The organism is Kineococcus sp. NBC_00420 (genome assembly GCF_036021035.1).
GTDB lineage: Bacteria > Actinomycetota > Actinomycetes > Actinomycetales > Kineococcaceae > Kineococcus.
Genome location: NZ_CP107930.1, coordinates 765667 through 780943 on the forward strand (window position 1 = coordinate 765667; position 15277 = coordinate 780943).

A 15277-nucleotide genomic window follows, 5' to 3' on the forward strand; every position below is an offset into this window, starting at 1 on the left:
CCGTGGACGGGGAAGGTGCCGGGGGTGATGTTCACCCTCTTCCGCCCCCTGGCCGCCGTCCGCGGAGCCAGGGCGCTGCACCCGTGCGGGACCGTCCACACCGGCCGACCGGTCCGGCACGGCCTGACCGCGGGGACCGGGGTCGGCTGGATCGAGGAGTCGGGCTCGGGGTCTGCACTCCAGCCTCTCGGCTTCCACGGACCGCGCGGGCCGTGGCGACCGTTCGCCGAACTGTTCCTCGACGAGGGCGAGGTGGAGGACCGATCACGTTCGCACCGGTCCACAACGCCGTCGCGGGGTTGCGCGTGCCGCAGCGGTGGCGCCGGATCCGCGAACCCGGGTACGCCGGTTCGCGGCAGGGCCGCCGTTGACCGGGTTCACCTGGTCCGCGCGTCCACCGGCAACGGTGGGTAGAAGGTCTCCGGCAGGGCCCGCAAGGCCCGGACCATCGCGTCCGTCCCGTCGAACTGGAAACCCAGTTGCGTGGCGTACGCGGCGCACGCCTCCACCTTGGCGTCGAGTTCCTCCTCCGTGGGGTACCGGGGGTCGCCGAGGGGAGTCTCCGCTCCGGCCCGCAGGACGTAGGGGGTGTCCGCCCACCGGGCCAGAGACAGGCCCCGGTCGTGGGCGAGAACGTCGACCGCCGTGCGCACGTGGCGGTGGTCGACGTGGTCGCCGAGAGCCTGCGGACCCAGCAGCAGGTCCACGGAACCCCCGAACCGCTCGTCGAGGAACGCCGTGAGGGCCTCCCCGATCGCGACCGGGCACCCCTCGTCCCCGGCGACGACGGGCCCGAAGAGCGCTGCGGCGCTGTGGTACCCGCGGTGCGGCGCTTCGAGGAGGGGGAGGTGGAAACCCGTCGTGCCGAGGGCGGCGCCGGCCGCGACGTCCTCGGCGCGACGCAGGGCCATGTAGTCGACGTCGTCGGCCAGACCCTTGTCGGTCTGGCAGGCCAACGCGAAACCCGTCGGGTCCGTCACGCTGCCGGTGAAGACGGTGAGCACCGTGACCTCGGCCCCCGCGGCCACCAACCCGGTCAACAGCGCCCCGGCGGAGAACACCGCGTCGTCCAGGTGCGGGGAGACGGCGAGGACCCGCGCGGGGTCCACCCCGGCGCGGTTCACAGGAGGTGGGGGGTGACGAGGAACCGGCAGTCGGAGTCGGCGGTCGTGGGTTCCACGCCCCGCCCCCTGCTGGTAGGGCGTTCGGCGGGCGGGACCTGCGTCCACGCGGTGTCCGGCGGCGTGGCGACGACCCGGTGGTAGACGGCTTCCACGCGTTCCGTCAGAGCCGGCCAGGACCAGACCTCGCGCACCTCGCTCAGCGCCTGCTGCGCCAGCTTCGGCCCCAGGGCCGGGTCGTCGAGCAGACGACGCAGGGCGTCGACCAGACCCGCGACGCCGCCGACCTCGTGGAGCAGACCGTTCTCGCCGTCGCGCACGCAGTCCACGACGCCCACCGTGCGGGTGGTGACGACGGGGAGCCCGGCGGCCATGGCCTCCAGGATCGTGTTCGAGAAACCCTCGGACTGGGTCGGCGAGACGAACACGTGAGCGTCGCGGTAGACGGCGGGCGCCTCGGTGTAGGGGACGTAACCCCGCTGCTCCACGACGTCGTCCAGCCCCAGTTCGGTGACGAGTTCGGCGACCGCGGTGACGTCGGGGCCGATGCCGGAGACGAGGAGCCGCACGTCCCGGCCCTCCGCGCGCAGCGCCGCGAGACCGTGCAGCAGGTCGAGGACGCCTTTTCGACGGTCGACGCGGCCGTGGAAGAGGAGCGTCACCGGCCCGTCCGCGGGCAGCACACCCACGGCGACCTCGTCGGCGGGGGTGAAGGCCTGCGTGTCGGTGGCTCCACCGACCAGGTCGAACCGTTCCGGGTCGGTCCCGTGGTGGTCCACGACCTCGTCGGCGAACGTCCGGGAACCGATGAGGACGGCCCCGGCGTGGTCGAGGACCGTGCGGATCCCCACGGAGTGGGCGGGACAGCACAACCCCACCCAGTGCCCGTCGCCCCCCTGGACGCTGACCACCGAGGGCAGGCCGAGCGAGGCGGACGCCTCCAGGACGGCCATCCCGGTGGGCCAGGCGTACTGGGCGTGCAGCAGGTCGAACGGTTCCTCGGCGTGCAGGCGCTCCACGGTCTCGCGCATCGCGGCGATGTCGGCGTCGAAGTCGGCGGGCAGACCCTCGCCCGACCGTTGCTCCCCCAACGCCTCCAACCCGATCGCCCGCACCCCGGCCGGGACCCGGTCCGCGGGGGGCGGACCGCCGCCGTAGACGGCGCTGCCGGCGGGGTCACCGCGGAACTGCGACACCAGCACGACCTCGTGGCCGCGGGCCACCAGACCTTCCACGAGCTTCTCCGCGTACACGCTCATGCCCGACACGGCGGGCCAGTAGCGGCGGGAGACGAGGCAGATCCTCATGCGGTCCATCCGTTCTCGCGGGCCACGGCGGCCGCGTGCAGTGCCGGTTCGCGGTAGAGCGGGTACAGCTCCCCCAGGACGCAGTCGAGCGCGGTCCGGTCCAACCAGGCCGGGCCGCCGAGGCGTTCCCGGGCGGCGTCGGTGAGGTGGACGGGTTCGGCGGAGGCGGGGACCCCGTCCTGTCCGGGCACCCCGAGGCCGGCGATGCCGTGCAGGCCCGTCCGACCGTCCCCACGTTCGAGCAGGTCCACCAGCCCGCGTTCCCCGATCCGGCCGTAGCTGACGATCTCGACCTCGAGCCCCGGCACGACGACCCGGGCCACGGCGACGGGTTCGGCGGAGCAGTCGAGCACCAGCACGTCGAACCCGCGCTCGCGCAGGAGACCCACGAGGTGGGCACAGAGGGCCTGCTGCTCGTCGACGCCCTCGGGGGCCCGCCACGTCGGCAGGGTGTCGAAGCGACGCCGGCTGCGTTCGGCCAGGACGACGGGTTCGAGCAGGGACCGCAGCTGAGCGGCGTCCTTCTCCAGCCAGCCGAGCATCCCGCGCAGGGCGCGCTCCTCCTGGGTGGAGGGGTCGGCGGCGTAGCGCTCGACGTACCCGGCGGGGCTGATGTCGCGGACGGCGTCGAGGTCCCCGTGGGTGAAGGCCTTGCGGGAGCGGGCCGCGGCGAACTCCAGCACGGCCTTGCGCAGCGCCACCTCCCGGTCGGGGTGGGCGGCCTCGCCGGCGGCGGTCACCATGACCGGCTGCAGCGGGTCGTCGTCGGTGCCGACGACGGTGATGTTGGCGATGCCCCACCAGTCGTTGGCCAGCTTGGGCACGACCCGCACCCCCGCCGCCCGCAACCGGGCCAGGGCGTCGCGGGTCACGGGGTCGGTCACGAGTTCGTCGTCGGGGCCGAGGTCGAGGACGACGCCGGTGTCCAGGGCCCGGAAGCGGGTCCCGTTGCCGTCGCGCTGCAGGAGTTCTCCGATCCCGTGCGCGACCGCGCGTTCGAGGCTGTCGCCGGCACCGAGGCCGTTGCCGTGCCGGGTCACCAGGCGGGGCAGGTCGTCGACGAAACCGTCGGGCAGTTCGTCGGAGTCGCGCAGCACGACGTCGGCGGGGGCCCAGACCCGCTCCCCCGTGCCGTAGCGCTGCAACGGCAGCCAGTTCAGCGTCACGTCGGGCGTGTAGGGCGCGCCGGCGTCCAGGCACACCGCCGGCGGGTCCAGGACGGCGTCGGCCCCGAGTTCGGCGACCAGCTCGTTCCGGGTGGCGCGCCGGTGCTCCAGGGTGGCCACGGTGCGGCGCAGCAGACCCAGTTCCGCGGACTCGCCCCAGCTGGAGCGCCGTGCGTCGGCGTCGGTGCCGCCGTACCCGTGGCCGATGGCGGCCACCCCGGCGTCGCCGGTCGCGGCGATCGTCCACCACGAGGGGATGCCGACGGTGTCCAGGCGGTAGGTCGGGAACTGGAAGCGGTCGCGCTCCCCCAGTACGTCGCGGAAGCGTTCGGTCGCGAGGTGGTCCTGCCCCTCCTGGACGGGGTGGTCGACGGTCAGGCGACGGGGTGCGGTCACGCGAAGACCTCCACGGTCCGGGTCAGCAGGTCCATCGGCACCGGGGACGCCGACGGGGGGTTGGCGAGCATGTGGTCGACGAGGGCCACGACGTGGGCCGTGGTGACCCCGCGGGCGAACTCGAAGGGGCTGAAGACGGTGTCGAACTCCAGCTGCCCGACGATCTCGCGCATGCTGCGCAACTCGGCCCGGGACAGCGGGATCTGCGCGTGGAACGCCTTGTGGGCGCTCAGCGCCGCGGCGTTCCCGTCCTCGTCGAGGTCGATCTTGAGGGAGTCGCCGCAGAAGAACAGGCCGCGATCGGCGTCGTGCAGGACGCTGTGCCCGGGGAAGTGCCCGCCGGTGCGGTGCAGGGTGATCCCGGGCGCCAGCTCGGTCCGGTCGTCGGCCGGCCAGGTCACGCGGAAGGCCTTGGTCCAGGTGAGGTCGTGGACGCCGACGGAGACGACGGGCGGGTCGAGTTCGTCCTGCAGCTGCCACAGCCCGCCGAAACCGTGGACGTGGCTGGAGGCCAGGACCCGCAGGCCACCGCGGCGGCGCAGTTCGGCCAGCGCGTCGGCGGAGTACCACGGGGCGGCCTCGAAGCCGAGCAGGCCGTCGGAGGTCTCCAGCACCCAGCCGTGCGACCCGAGCCCCACGACGGGGTCGCACCAGAACTCGGTGACCCCGGGTACGGCCTCGCGCCAGGACGTCGTCACGAGCGCGTCGACCTCGGTCTCGCGCAGGAACTCGAACCCGTCGACGGGCAGTTCGTTGCGGACGTCGGAACACACCGGGCACGACGGCGGCGGGGTGTGCGCGAACCAGCGCTGCCAGTGGCCGCAGTTCGTGCAGGAGTAGGCGCGGTGCTCGCGGTGGGCCCGGGTGGGCAGGGGCGCCAGTTCCGCGGCGCGGACCCCGCGCATCGCGTGGGCGTCGTCGGGTCCGGTCATGCTCGTGCCTCCACGGGTCGGGGCTGCGCGCCCAGGGCGTCGTGCAGCAGGTTCAGCAGGCGCAGGTCCCGCGACATCGGGAATCGCCAGTCCTCCCCGCCGGTGACCGCGGCCTCCAGGGCCCGCAGTTCGCCGGTGAACGGTGACGTGGTGGTGTCGAACTCCAGGTCGCGGGACGCACCCGTGGCGGCGTCGATGAACTCCACGCGGCCACCGGCGTCCTGTCCCATGGTGTCGTTGGCGACGAGCTGCCCTGCGGTACCGACGATCTCGAGCCGACGGCGCGGCAGGGTCTCGACGGTGTTGAACGAGTTCGAGATCGTCACCAGCACCCCGGAGGAGGTGCTGCCGACAAGGACGGAACCGTCGTCGACGGCGTAGTCGTGGACGCGGTGCTGCACGTGGGTGGTGGCCGTGGCCACGTCCTCGCCCAGCAGGGTGCCGACGAGGTCCAGCCCGTGCGGGGCGAGGTCGATGTAGGCCCCGCCACCGGCCCGGACGGGGTCGACGCGCCAGTTGTCACCCGTGGTGCTGCCGGGCGGTGCCCACCCGGGCGGCAACCAGCACGCGTAGACGATGCGGACGGCCGTGACGGTGCCCAGGTCGCCCCGGGCGATGAACTCGGCCATCACCTCGTGGGCGGGGTGGAACCGCTGGTCGAAGGCCGTCGCGGCCACCACTCCCGCGCGTTCGCACCCGGCGACCAGCGCCGCGGCGTCCTCCAGGCTCGCCGCGAGCGGCTTCTCGCACAGGACGGCCAACCCCGCGTCGGCCGCGGCCAGCGCGACCTCGCGGTGGGCGTGGTTCGGGGTGGCGACGTAGACGATCCGCGCCCCCGGGGTGGCGAAGGCCGCGGCCAGGTCGTCGTGCGCCTGCGCGCCCGGGAAGCGGGCCGCGAGGGCGATCGCCGCCTCCAGGTCACGGTCGACGACGGCGACGACCCGGCTGGTGGCCGAGGCGGCCAGGGCGGGGGCCATGTGGTCGCGGGCGACCCAGCCCGCTCCGGCGATGACCCAGCCGGTCCGCTCGTCGTCGTGCAGTTCGTCAGGGGTGTTCACGGGACTCCTCGGTGGACGGGGTGCTCAGCGCACCGGGATGCCGGCGCCCGCGAGGACACCGAGCTGGAACTGCTGGACGGCGCCGGGGTGGACGATGTCCAGGTCGTCGAGGGCCTGGGCGGCGGTGAACGCCGCCTCACGGGCGTGGTGGTGGACCTGCAGCACGCGGTCCAGGACGTCAGCGGTGTTGAAGACCCGCCCCACGGGGGTGTCGGTGGTCTCGCGCTGCGGCAGGAGGACCCGCAGGCGCTCCGCGAGGCCCTGCGGCAGTTGCTGCAGGGACCGCTGCTCCAGGGCCGCCAGCACGCGCAGGTAGTGCTCCCCGAGCAGGACCTCGCCGCCGAACCCGGCGTCGGGGAGGTCGCCGTTGGGCAGGTGGTGGGCCAGCGCGACGAGGAACGCCTCGCCGCGCCCCACGCCGAAGCGCGGTGCGACGAGCGCGGAGTACACCGCGGTGACGAAGCAGTGGTCACCGTGGCTCTCGGGGGGTTCCACGACGACGCGCGGCAGCACCGGGTGGGTGGCCCCGGCTCGCGGCTGCCGGACCAGGGCGTCGACGAAGGCCGGTGCGGCAGGGAGGAGCTCCTCCGCGAACGGGTCGGGGTCCAGCGCGGCGCGCAGGTCGGCGAGGTCACCGAAACCGCCCTCGGCGGTCGCCGTGACGGCGTCGAAGGCGCGCTGCAGCACGAGCAGACGTTCGTCCCGGTCCAGACCGGCCGTGGCCAGGACGTCGGCGTCGACCCCGGCGAGACGGGCCGCGACCAGGGCGTGGGCCACCTCCCGCAGGGCCAGGGCCAGGACGTGGTCCACCGACCATTCCTGCAGGAGAACGCGCCAGGACCGGACGAACGCGCGGTCGGCGAGGGAACCCGGTCCTCGGGCGTCGCGCAGGCGCTTCACGTCCGCCACCTCCCGCAGGAGCTGCAACGTGGAGGGTTCCACCACCGGAGCTGCGGGGGAACCGGAGTTCGCGGGGTCGGGCCCTGCGACGGAGACGGGTCGAGGGGAGGTCATCGGCGGGTTCGAGCTCCTGCGCTCGGCACGGTGAACGGCACGGCGTCACTGTGCCCCGCTCCCCGGGAGTCCGCACACCGGACTTCCCGTGACGATTCTCACGTCCTGTGACTCCGGAAGCGCACCCGGTCAGATCGTGCGTATCGTCGTCGGGCGCAGCACCGAGACCGCTGCCAGGCTGATCCGACTCTTCCCCTCCACCGCGACTCACGCGACCACGAGGAGCACCTGTGCCCGAAACCCCCCTGACCCCCTCGACCCCGCGCGCCCGTCTCGCCTACAACGCGAACGGTCTGCGCTCGGTGAGCCTCGACGACGCCGTCCGGACGCTGGCCGACCGCGGGTACGACGGCATCGAACTCTCGCTCAACGCCCAGCACATCGACCCGTGGACGTTCTCCGCCGCCGACGCGGCCCGCCTGCGGGAAACCCTCGCGGCGAACGGCATGGTCGCGTGCAGCCTGGCCACCGGGGACCCGCACCTGCTGAGCGAGGAGGCCTTCGAACCCGCGCTCGTGGACCCGGACCCCGCCGAACGCGCCCGCCGGCTGGACCTGTTGCAGCGCAGCGTCCGCATCGGGGTTCTCGTCGGAGTTCCGCTCGTGGTGTTCTCCACCGGCAAGCGGCGTCCCGAGGTCGGTGCGGCCCAGGCCGACGCGTGGCTGGACGAGGCCCTGGCCGTCCTGCTCGACACGCTGCACGAAACCCTCGACGCAGCAGGACTTCCCCGCGGCAGCACGGTCCTGGGCATCGAGCCCGAACCAGGGTTCCACTGCCGGACGAACGCCGACGTCGCGGTCGTGCTGGAACGGACGGCGAGCCCGGACCTGTGGCTCAGCCAGGACCTCGGACACTGCGTCGTGGAGGAGGAGGACGCCTTGGGTTCACTCTCCCGCCACCTCCCGATCACCCGCCACCTGCAGGTGGAGGACATCGCCGACCGCGTGCACGCGCACCTCGTTCCCGGAGACGGGGACGTCGACTTCGACGCCGTGGGCCGGGTTCTGGCCGACGGGTACGAGGGCTGGATCAGCGTGGAACTCTACGACCACGATCCGGTGCACCGCGACGCCGCACAGCGCAGCGAGGAGTTCCTCCGCGAGCGCTTCCCGTCCCTGGCGCGGCCGTCCCGGTCGATCGACCTGTCCTCCCTCGAGACCAGGAGCACCGCCTCGGCTCACTGAACCGGTCCGGCCGTCGCGGGTTGCTGCTGGGTGATGCAGTGGACGCCGCCGCCGCGTTCGAACAGGGGACGGGCGTCGACGGTGACGACGGTGCGGCCCGGGTAGGCCTCGCTCAGGATCGAGCGGGCGCGGGCGTCGGCCTCGGGTTCACCGAAACCGCAGGCCACCACCCCGCCGTTGACGACGAGGTGGTTGACGTAGCTCCAGTCGACGGGGCCCGTACCGTCGCGCAGCGTCGCCGGGGCGGGTAGGTCGGTGAGGGTGACCGCGCGGCCCGTGCTCTCGAAGGCCGCCTGCAGTTCCGCCCGGCACTGGCGCGACACCGCGGCGTCGGGGTGTCCCTCGTCCCGCTGGTGGTGGACCAGGACGTGGTCGGGCGCGGCGAAGGTGGCGACGATGTCGACGTGGCCCCGGGTACCCAGTTCGTCGTAGTCGCGCGTGAGACCGCGGGAGAGCCAGACGGCCTGCGTCGCGCCGATGGTGCGCGCCATCTCGGCCTCGACCCGCCTCCGGTCTGCGAACGGGTTGCGCCGGGGGTCGAGCTGCACGGTCTCGGTCAGCAGCACCGTGCCGGTGCCGTCGACGTGCAGGCCGCCCCCCTCGGCGACCAGCAGGGAGTCGACGACCTCGGCGCCGACGTGCTCGGCGACGATCCGGGCGATGCCCGCGGACTTCTGCCACTCCGCCCAGTCCGGGGCCCCCCACCCGTTGAAGATCCAGTCGACCGCCCCGAGGACTCCGGAACGGTCGCGGTCCAGCACGAAGGTCGGGCCCACGTCGCGCATCCAGAACTCGTCGAGGGGGGCTTCGACGATCTCCACGGCCGGGTCGAGCATCCGCCGGGCCCGGGCGGTCTCGGTCGGGTCGACCACCATCGTCACGGGTTCGAACTGCGCCACCGCGTGGGCGACGTCGGTCCAGGCCCGGTACCCCTCCTCCCGGGTCTGCGCCCCGGCGCCGAGGGTGAACCCCTCACGGGGGAACGCCATCCAGGTGCGCTCGTGCGGATCGGTCTCAGCGGGCATCTGCCACACGACAGCTCCTCTCGGTTCGGGGAACACCGGCGTTCACCAGCCGGTCCTCAAGACGTGTCCCAGCGCGTCGGCGAACACGTCGACCGACGCCCGTGAGACACACAGGGGTGGTTTGACCTTGAGGACGTTGAGGTGGTCGCCGGTGGGCTGCATGACGACCCCGAGTTCCAGCAGGCGGTCGCAGATCGCGGCCGTCTCCTCGGTGGCGGGTTCGAGGGTGGTGCGGTCCCGCACGAACTCGACGCCGAGGTAGAGGCCGGAACCGTGCACGGTGCCGACGAGGTCGTGCTCGCGGCCGAGGTCCTCCAGGCGCCGCTTCAGGTGCGCGCCCACCACGCGGGCGTTGTCCTGCAGGCGTTCCGACCGGATCACCTCGAGCACGGCCGAGCCGACCACCGCCGAGACGGGCGACCCGCCGGTGGAGGAGAAGAAGTACCCCTGCGTGCGGTAGCGGTCGGCGATCTCCCGTCGGGTGATCACCGCCCCGAGCGGGTGGCCGGCACCGATGGACTTCGCCACCGCCACCATGTCGGGCACGACACCCTGCTGCTGGAAACCCCAGAACCACTCCCCCAGGCGTCCGAAACCCACCTGCACCTCGTCGGCGATGGCGAGACCACCGTGGCGGCGCACCGCGGCGTAGACCTGCTCCAGGTACCCCTCGGGGAGGGCGACCCCGCCCGCGTTGCCGAAGTACGGCTCGCAGATCAGCCCCGCCGGCGGACGTCCACCGGCCGCGAGCCCGTCGATGACGGCCACGGCCTCCGGGGCGTAGCGCCAGGCGTCCGCGCCCCGGTGACGCCCGCGGTAGGAGTTCGCGGCGTCGACGGTGTGCACCCACGCGGGGCGCGAGGAGAGGGCGTTCGGGTTGTCGGCGATCGACGTCGACACCGCGTCGCTGGCGTAGGTCCAGCCGTGGTACGCCTCGCGCATCGCGACGACGTCGGGGCGCCCGGTGGACGCCATCGCGAGCCGGACGGCCAGGTCGGTGGCCTCGGAGCCGGAGTTCACGAAGAACACCGTGTCGAGCCCCTCGGGCAGCGTCGCGGACAACTGCTCGGCGTAGTCGGTGATGGCCCGGTAGTGGAACCGTGAGTTCGTGTTCAGCAACTGCATCTGACGGGACGCCGCGGCGATGACGCGGGGGTGCGCGTGACCCACCGACGCGACGTTGTTCACCATGTCGAGGTGGACGCGGCCGTCGACGTCGAGGAGGAACTCGCGCCAGCCGCGTTCGACCTGCGGGGGCGCCGCGTAGTAGTGCTCCTGGACCTCGGCGAGCACGCGGTGCCGGCGCCGCAGGACGTCGTCCCCGGTTCCTTCGCGCTCCCCCTCGGAGGGGACGCCGATCGCCGCCCCGGGATCACCGACCACCGCCCGCCACGCGCGTGCGAGCCGCGGTGTCACCCGGGCCGGTGGCTGATCCTGCCCTGCGGCGCAACGCTGCACGAGGAGTCGGGTGCGGGCGGGGAGCACCCCTGACCCGTCGTTCCCGAGTTCTCTGGTGACGATGACGGTCCCTCCCGTCGACGTCCAGCGGAGCGACTGCGCGGTCTGGCTGACCTCACCGGAACCCACACCGAGGGGACTCGGACGGGCCAGCCACACGGTGACGCCGGTGGACACCGTCTCGGCCGTCGCCGCCGGCGGTGGCAGGGAACCGGTGACGACCGGTCGCCAGGCGGGCACGGTGACGATCTCGGCGCCGGCGTCGAGGGCCGCCAGGGCGGCGTTCTCGAGGGTCGACGCGTCGAGCCAGGCCCCGGCGTCGTTCAGCGGCGACTCCGTCGACGCGTCGAGTTCGACCCGACGCGCGAGAGGGGGCAGGAGGGTGTCCCCCACCCACGCCGGTTCCGGCGCCACCGGTCGTCCGAGCGCCGCGCGGGTCGCGGCGGTGAGGACGGCGAGCGGTACCGACGTGGCCCGTTCCAGGATGCGGAACTCGCGGTCGAGGGCGCCGGAGGCGTAGGAGTTCTGCTCGTCCACGCGCACCTGGGCCCGGCCGCTGAGGACCAGCACCGCACCGCGCAGGACCACCAGCGGCCACAGGGCGGTGATCTCGTCATCGTCCAGCGGACGGTCGCGGTCGAAGGCGCGGACGGCGGTCAGCGCGCTCTCGGGCGTGGCGCCGTCGTGGTGCAGGATCGAGGACACCGTCACCGCGATCTCACCCACCCGCCACGACGCGCACACGTCGCCGAAGTCGATCACGGCGTCGGGGACGACCCCGCCCTCGGGCCGCAGCACGTTGTCGTCGGTGACGTCGAAGTGCCCGGCCTGCACCGGGAGTCCCGCGGCCACCGGGGCCAGCGCGTTGCGCGCCGCCACGGCGGCCGCCCCCACGACGGCACGCACCGCAGCGTCCGGTTCGAGCGGGAGAAGGGTGTCGACGACCCGGTCCGCGTGGCGCAGGTTCCACTGCAACACCCGGGTCTGCGCCGGGTGGGTGAAGTCGGACAGGGCGGTGCTGACGGCGGCGGCGAGTCGCCCCATCGCCTCGACGACCGGCGGGGACAGGTACCTCGAGCCCGTGAGGGTCCGCCCGGAGACGTTCTCGATGACCCGCGCGTGCAGACGTCCGCCCGTCGTGTCCCACCACGCCGACATCACCCCGCGAGGACCGTCGACGAGGCGCGGCACGCGCAGGCCGGGGTGACGGTGCGCGACGACGGCGGCGGCCTCGTCCTGCATCTCGATCTCGGACTCGCTGAACACCGGGTTGCTGAGCTTGAGGACCCCCAGCGGCTCGCTCGAACCCCGGGGGAACAGCCGGAAGTTCTGGTCCTGCTGGCTCCCGAGGGACCGCACGTCGACCTCGACGCCGAACACCTCGGCGACGTGGCGGCGCACCTCGTCGTCGGTGAGCGTCAGAGTGGGCAGGTCGACCTGGGCGAAGTAGTCGAAGACCTCGGACACGGCGTCTCCCTCGGGGGCGGGACGGGACGGGTGGGCGTTCACAGCGGTGACTGCGGCGTCGTCGCGACGGCACCGGCGACCACACCCGACCCGTCGCGCACGAGGACGACGACGAGGGGCCCGAAGGGGGCGAGCCAGTCGCTGACGGGCGCGCGGTGGGCTCCGGCGTCGACCTGCGCTGTGCCCTGCAGGCGACCTCGCTCCGACGTCGTGGCGACGCGCACCCCGTCGACGAAGGCCGCGTGCTCGAAGCTCTCCCCGCCGACCACGGTCGCGCAGAAGCGCACGACTCCGTCGGTGTCGAGGCGCACCTCGTCCACGGTGACGGCGAGCTCCCCCGTCGCAACGGGGCGGGCGACCGCGAACACCGCCTCGTCCGGCAGTTCCGGGGTGCGCGACGGGATCGTCCGGCGCTCGCGCAGGGCGGTGACGGCCGCGGCCACCTGCACCAGCCGGGTGTCGCCGTAGGCGGGGCCGGCGATGGTGAGGCCGACGGGCATCCCCGTGTCGGCCATCGTGCCCATCGGCACGGTGACCGTCGGGATGCCGAGGTGACGGGGCACGAGGTTGCCGTTGGAGACCCACACGCCGTTGCTCCAGGCGAGGTCGGCCGACGCGGGGTTCACGTCGGCGTCGGCGGGCCCGACGTCGGCGGCCGCCGGGAAGACCACCACGTCGAAACCCTCGGCGGTGAGCCAGTCCTCGAAGTCGACGCGCCGGGTGTGCTCCAGCCCGCGCAACCCCTCCTCGAGGCTCTCGATGGTGCGCCAGTCGCACTCCCCCTGCCGGGCGCGGTCGACGTAGCCGGAGATGTCGTAGGCGAGGTCGAAGTCGAAGACGCCGTAGCGGTCCTCCAGCGCGCCGGGCGGCGCCGGGAAGATGCGCGCGGGATCGACGTCGGCGAGCCGGTTCAGGGTCGGATCGTCGTTGCGGCGCAGGAAGTCGTCCATGGCCCAGACCGAGAGGTCGCCGATCTCGTCGCGCAGGAACTGCCGGCTGACGAAACCCCGGTCGACGAAGTCGCGGTCCCCGACGTGGAGCTTCTCGTAGTTGTCCACGACCGGGAAGGGGGTTTCGACCACCTCCGCGCCGGCGGCCTCGAGGTCCGTCCGCAGGTCCGCCCACAACCGCATCACGCTGTCGCGGGTGCGGATCGGGTGCCTGGTGTCCGGGTCGGCGTTGACGTAGAGGCGCGGAACGGCCAGGCGCAGGCCGGCCAGCGGCAGGTCCTCGAGGTCGGCGAACGACGGCGGGCGCACCTGCGAGGGGCGGGGCAGGTCGATCCACGGCTGGGTGCGCCACAGGTCCCCGGAGGGGTCGGGGTCGTCGGCGACCACCACGTCGAGCACGTGCTGCAGGTCGCGCACCGACCGCGTGTGCGGCACGACGACGTCCATCGTGGGGACCAACGGCCAGTTGCCGCGCACCGAGACGACCCCGCGCGAGGGGGTGTAGGCGACGAGGGCGTTGTTGGAGGCCGGCGCCCGTCCGGACGACCAGGTCTCCTCCCCCAGACCGAAGGCGGCGAAGCTCGCCGCCGTCGCCGTGCCGGAGCCGTTGGAGGATCCGGAACCGAAAGCGGAGGTCAGGTGGTCGGCGCTGTAGGGCGACTCGGCCCGTCCGTAGACGCCCCGCTGCATCCCGCCGGCCGCCATCGGCGGCATGTTCGTGAGGCCGAGGAACACCGCCCCCGCGGCCCGCAACCGCGCGACGGCGAAGGCGTCGTCGCGGGCGACCAGGCCGGCGAAGGCGGGAGAACCACTGGCGACGGGCAACCCCTTCACCTGGTAGGAGTCCTTGGCGGTGAAGGGGATCCCGTCGAGGAGACCGAGTTCCCGACCGCGCGCGCGGCGCTCGTCGGCGGCCCGCGCCTCGTCGAAGACCGCGGGGTTGAGCACCGGGACGGAGTTCAACCGGGGACCGGAACGGTCGTGGTGGCCGATGCGGTTCAGGTAGCGGGCCACCAGTTCGACGCTGCTGAGGGTGCCCGCGGCGAGGGCCTCGCGCAGCTGCTCGACGCTCGCCTCGACGACGGTGAAGGGCCTCGTGTCCACGGCGGGAAACATACATCGTTTGTTTTCCGACGGCCAGGGTTCCGAGCAGCCTGACGGCCGGTGACGCGTAGGCTCGGCGCGTTCCCAGGAGGTGCCCATCGCCAGACCGACGCGTCCACTGCTCAACCGTGAACTGATCACCCGGACGGCGCTGGCCCTGATCGACAGCCAGGGCCCCGAGGCCGCCAGCATCCGCGGGGTCGCCGCCCGTCTGGCCGTCAACCCCGCGTCGCTCTACAACCACGTGCCCAACCGCGCCGCCATGATCGAGGACGTGCGGGCCCTGGTCTCCGCGCGGATCGACTCGGGACCGCTGCGGTCCCTGCCCTGGGAGGACGGCCTGCGCGCGTGGGCCCGCTCCTACCGCAGCGCCTTCGCGCGCCACCCCCGGGCGATACCGCTGCTCATGACGGAGCGCGCCTCGGCACCCGTCCTGCTGGCCCAGTACGAGGACTTCGCGGTGGCCGCCGCAACCGTCGGCTGGCCCGAGCGCGACGTGCTCCCCCTGCTGACGGCGTTCGAGTCCTTCGTCCTCGGCAGCGTCCTCGACATGTCCGGGCCGAGCGTCGTCTTCGACCCCACCGGCCAGGAGGACGCCTTCCCCACCTTCGCCGCGGCGTTCGCGACCCTGGCCGACGAGGACCCGCACGACCCGGTGGCGACGCGGGCCTTCGAGATGGGTCTGGAGATGCTCCTCGCCTCGGCCCGTCCCGGCGGGGCGACCGCCTGAACCGTTCTCAGGAACGCAACGCCCGGGAGACCCCCGCCGCGGCGACGGTCAGCGCCGCGACGAGCCGCGGACGGTCTCGCCCGAGCGAGGACACGACGAGGCCCAGGGCCGCCACCACCTCCCCGTCGGGTCCGCGGACGGGGACGGCGACGGAGGCGTTGCCCACGTCCATCTCGCCGCTGGTGCTGGCGAAGCCGTCCCGCCGGACCGCTGCGAGTTGCCGGGCCAGGACCCTCGGCGAACTGATGCTGTAGGGCGTCACCCGGACGAGTTCGGCGAACACGCGGCTCCGCCGGCGCGTGCGCGAGGAGGACCTTCCCGACCCCGGTCGTGTGCAACGGCAACCGGCCGCCGACGTGGCTGAG

General features: G+C 73.4%; 12 protein-coding genes. 2 read left to right on the forward strand and 10 right to left on the reverse strand.

Features of this window, described 5'->3' with window-relative positions:
• Positions 1-377: 377 nt before the first annotated feature.
• From OG218_RS03785 to OG218_RS03810, 6 genes are read right to left on the reverse strand one after another with little or no spacing between them, the layout of a single operon-like run.
• Positions 378-1124, reverse strand: coding sequence for a PIG-L deacetylase family protein (locus tag OG218_RS03785; protein WP_328291865.1), 747 nt, complete (start codon positions 1122-1124; stop codon positions 378-380).
• Positions 1121-2428, reverse strand: a complete 1308-nt coding sequence (locus OG218_RS03790) for a glycosyltransferase family 4 protein (protein ID WP_442906455.1) — start codon at positions 2426-2428, stop codon at positions 1121-1123. The genes OG218_RS03785 and OG218_RS03790 overlap by 4 nt, the downstream gene beginning before the upstream one ends.
• Complete coding sequence (locus tag OG218_RS03795; protein ID WP_328291867.1) at positions 2425-3990, reverse strand: YcaO-like family protein; 1566 nt, start codon at positions 3988-3990, stop codon at positions 2425-2427. The genes OG218_RS03790 and OG218_RS03795 overlap by 4 nt, the downstream gene beginning before the upstream one ends.
• Complete coding sequence (locus tag OG218_RS03800) at positions 3987-4922, reverse strand: MBL fold metallo-hydrolase (protein WP_328291868.1); 936 nt, start codon at positions 4920-4922, stop codon at positions 3987-3989. The genes OG218_RS03795 and OG218_RS03800 overlap by 4 nt, the downstream gene beginning before the upstream one ends.
• Positions 4919-5980 (reverse strand): Gfo/Idh/MocA family protein, encoded by a 1062-nt coding sequence (locus OG218_RS03805; protein WP_328291869.1) that lies wholly within the window; start codon positions 5978-5980, stop codon positions 4919-4921. The genes OG218_RS03800 and OG218_RS03805 overlap by 4 nt, the downstream gene beginning before the upstream one ends.
• 24 nt (positions 5981-6004) lie before the next feature.
• Positions 6005-6994, reverse strand: coding sequence for an HD domain-containing protein (locus tag OG218_RS03810; protein ID WP_328291870.1), 990 nt, complete (start codon positions 6992-6994; stop codon positions 6005-6007).
• Between the two features lie 230 nt (positions 6995-7224).
• Between OG218_RS03810 and OG218_RS03815 the strand changes: the two genes are divergently transcribed.
• A complete protein-coding gene (locus OG218_RS03815) occupies positions 7225-8178 on the forward strand; it encodes a sugar phosphate isomerase/epimerase family protein (RefSeq protein WP_328291871.1) in 954 nt (317 codons plus the stop codon).
• Here OG218_RS03815 and OG218_RS03820 read toward each other — a convergent pair.
• Genes OG218_RS03820 through OG218_RS03830 form a run of 3 tightly spaced genes read right to left on the reverse strand, consistent with a single transcriptional unit; the run spans position 8172 to position 14194 of the window.
• Positions 8172-9203: an agmatine deiminase family protein gene (locus OG218_RS03820; RefSeq protein WP_328296212.1), complete on the reverse strand. Its 1032-nt coding sequence runs from the start codon at positions 9201-9203 to the stop codon at positions 8172-8174. The two genes, OG218_RS03815 and OG218_RS03820, sit on opposite strands and share 7 nt — an antisense overlap.
• A 42-nt stretch (positions 9204-9245) precedes the next feature.
• Complete coding sequence (locus tag OG218_RS03825) at positions 9246-12128, reverse strand: aminotransferase (RefSeq protein WP_328291872.1); 2883 nt, start codon at positions 12126-12128, stop codon at positions 9246-9248.
• Positions 12129-12166: 38 nt separating this feature from the next.
• Positions 12167-14194, reverse strand: coding sequence for an amidase (locus OG218_RS03830; RefSeq protein ID WP_442906359.1), 2028 nt, complete (start codon positions 14192-14194; stop codon positions 12167-12169).
• A 79-nt stretch (positions 14195-14273) separates the two neighbouring features.
• Here OG218_RS03830 and OG218_RS03835 point away from each other — a divergent pair, with 79 nt between their 5' ends.
• Complete coding sequence (locus OG218_RS03835; RefSeq protein ID WP_328291874.1) at positions 14274-14912, forward strand: TetR/AcrR family transcriptional regulator; 639 nt, start codon at positions 14274-14276, stop codon at positions 14910-14912.
• Between the two features lie 7 nt (positions 14913-14919).
• On the opposite strand, the gene OG218_RS03840 is transcribed toward OG218_RS03835, so the two are convergent.
• On the reverse strand, positions 14920-15195 hold the full coding sequence (locus OG218_RS03840) for an IclR family transcriptional regulator domain-containing protein (protein ID WP_328291875.1): 276 nt from the start codon (positions 15193-15195) through the stop codon (positions 14920-14922).
• Positions 15196-15277 lie beyond the last annotated feature (82 nt).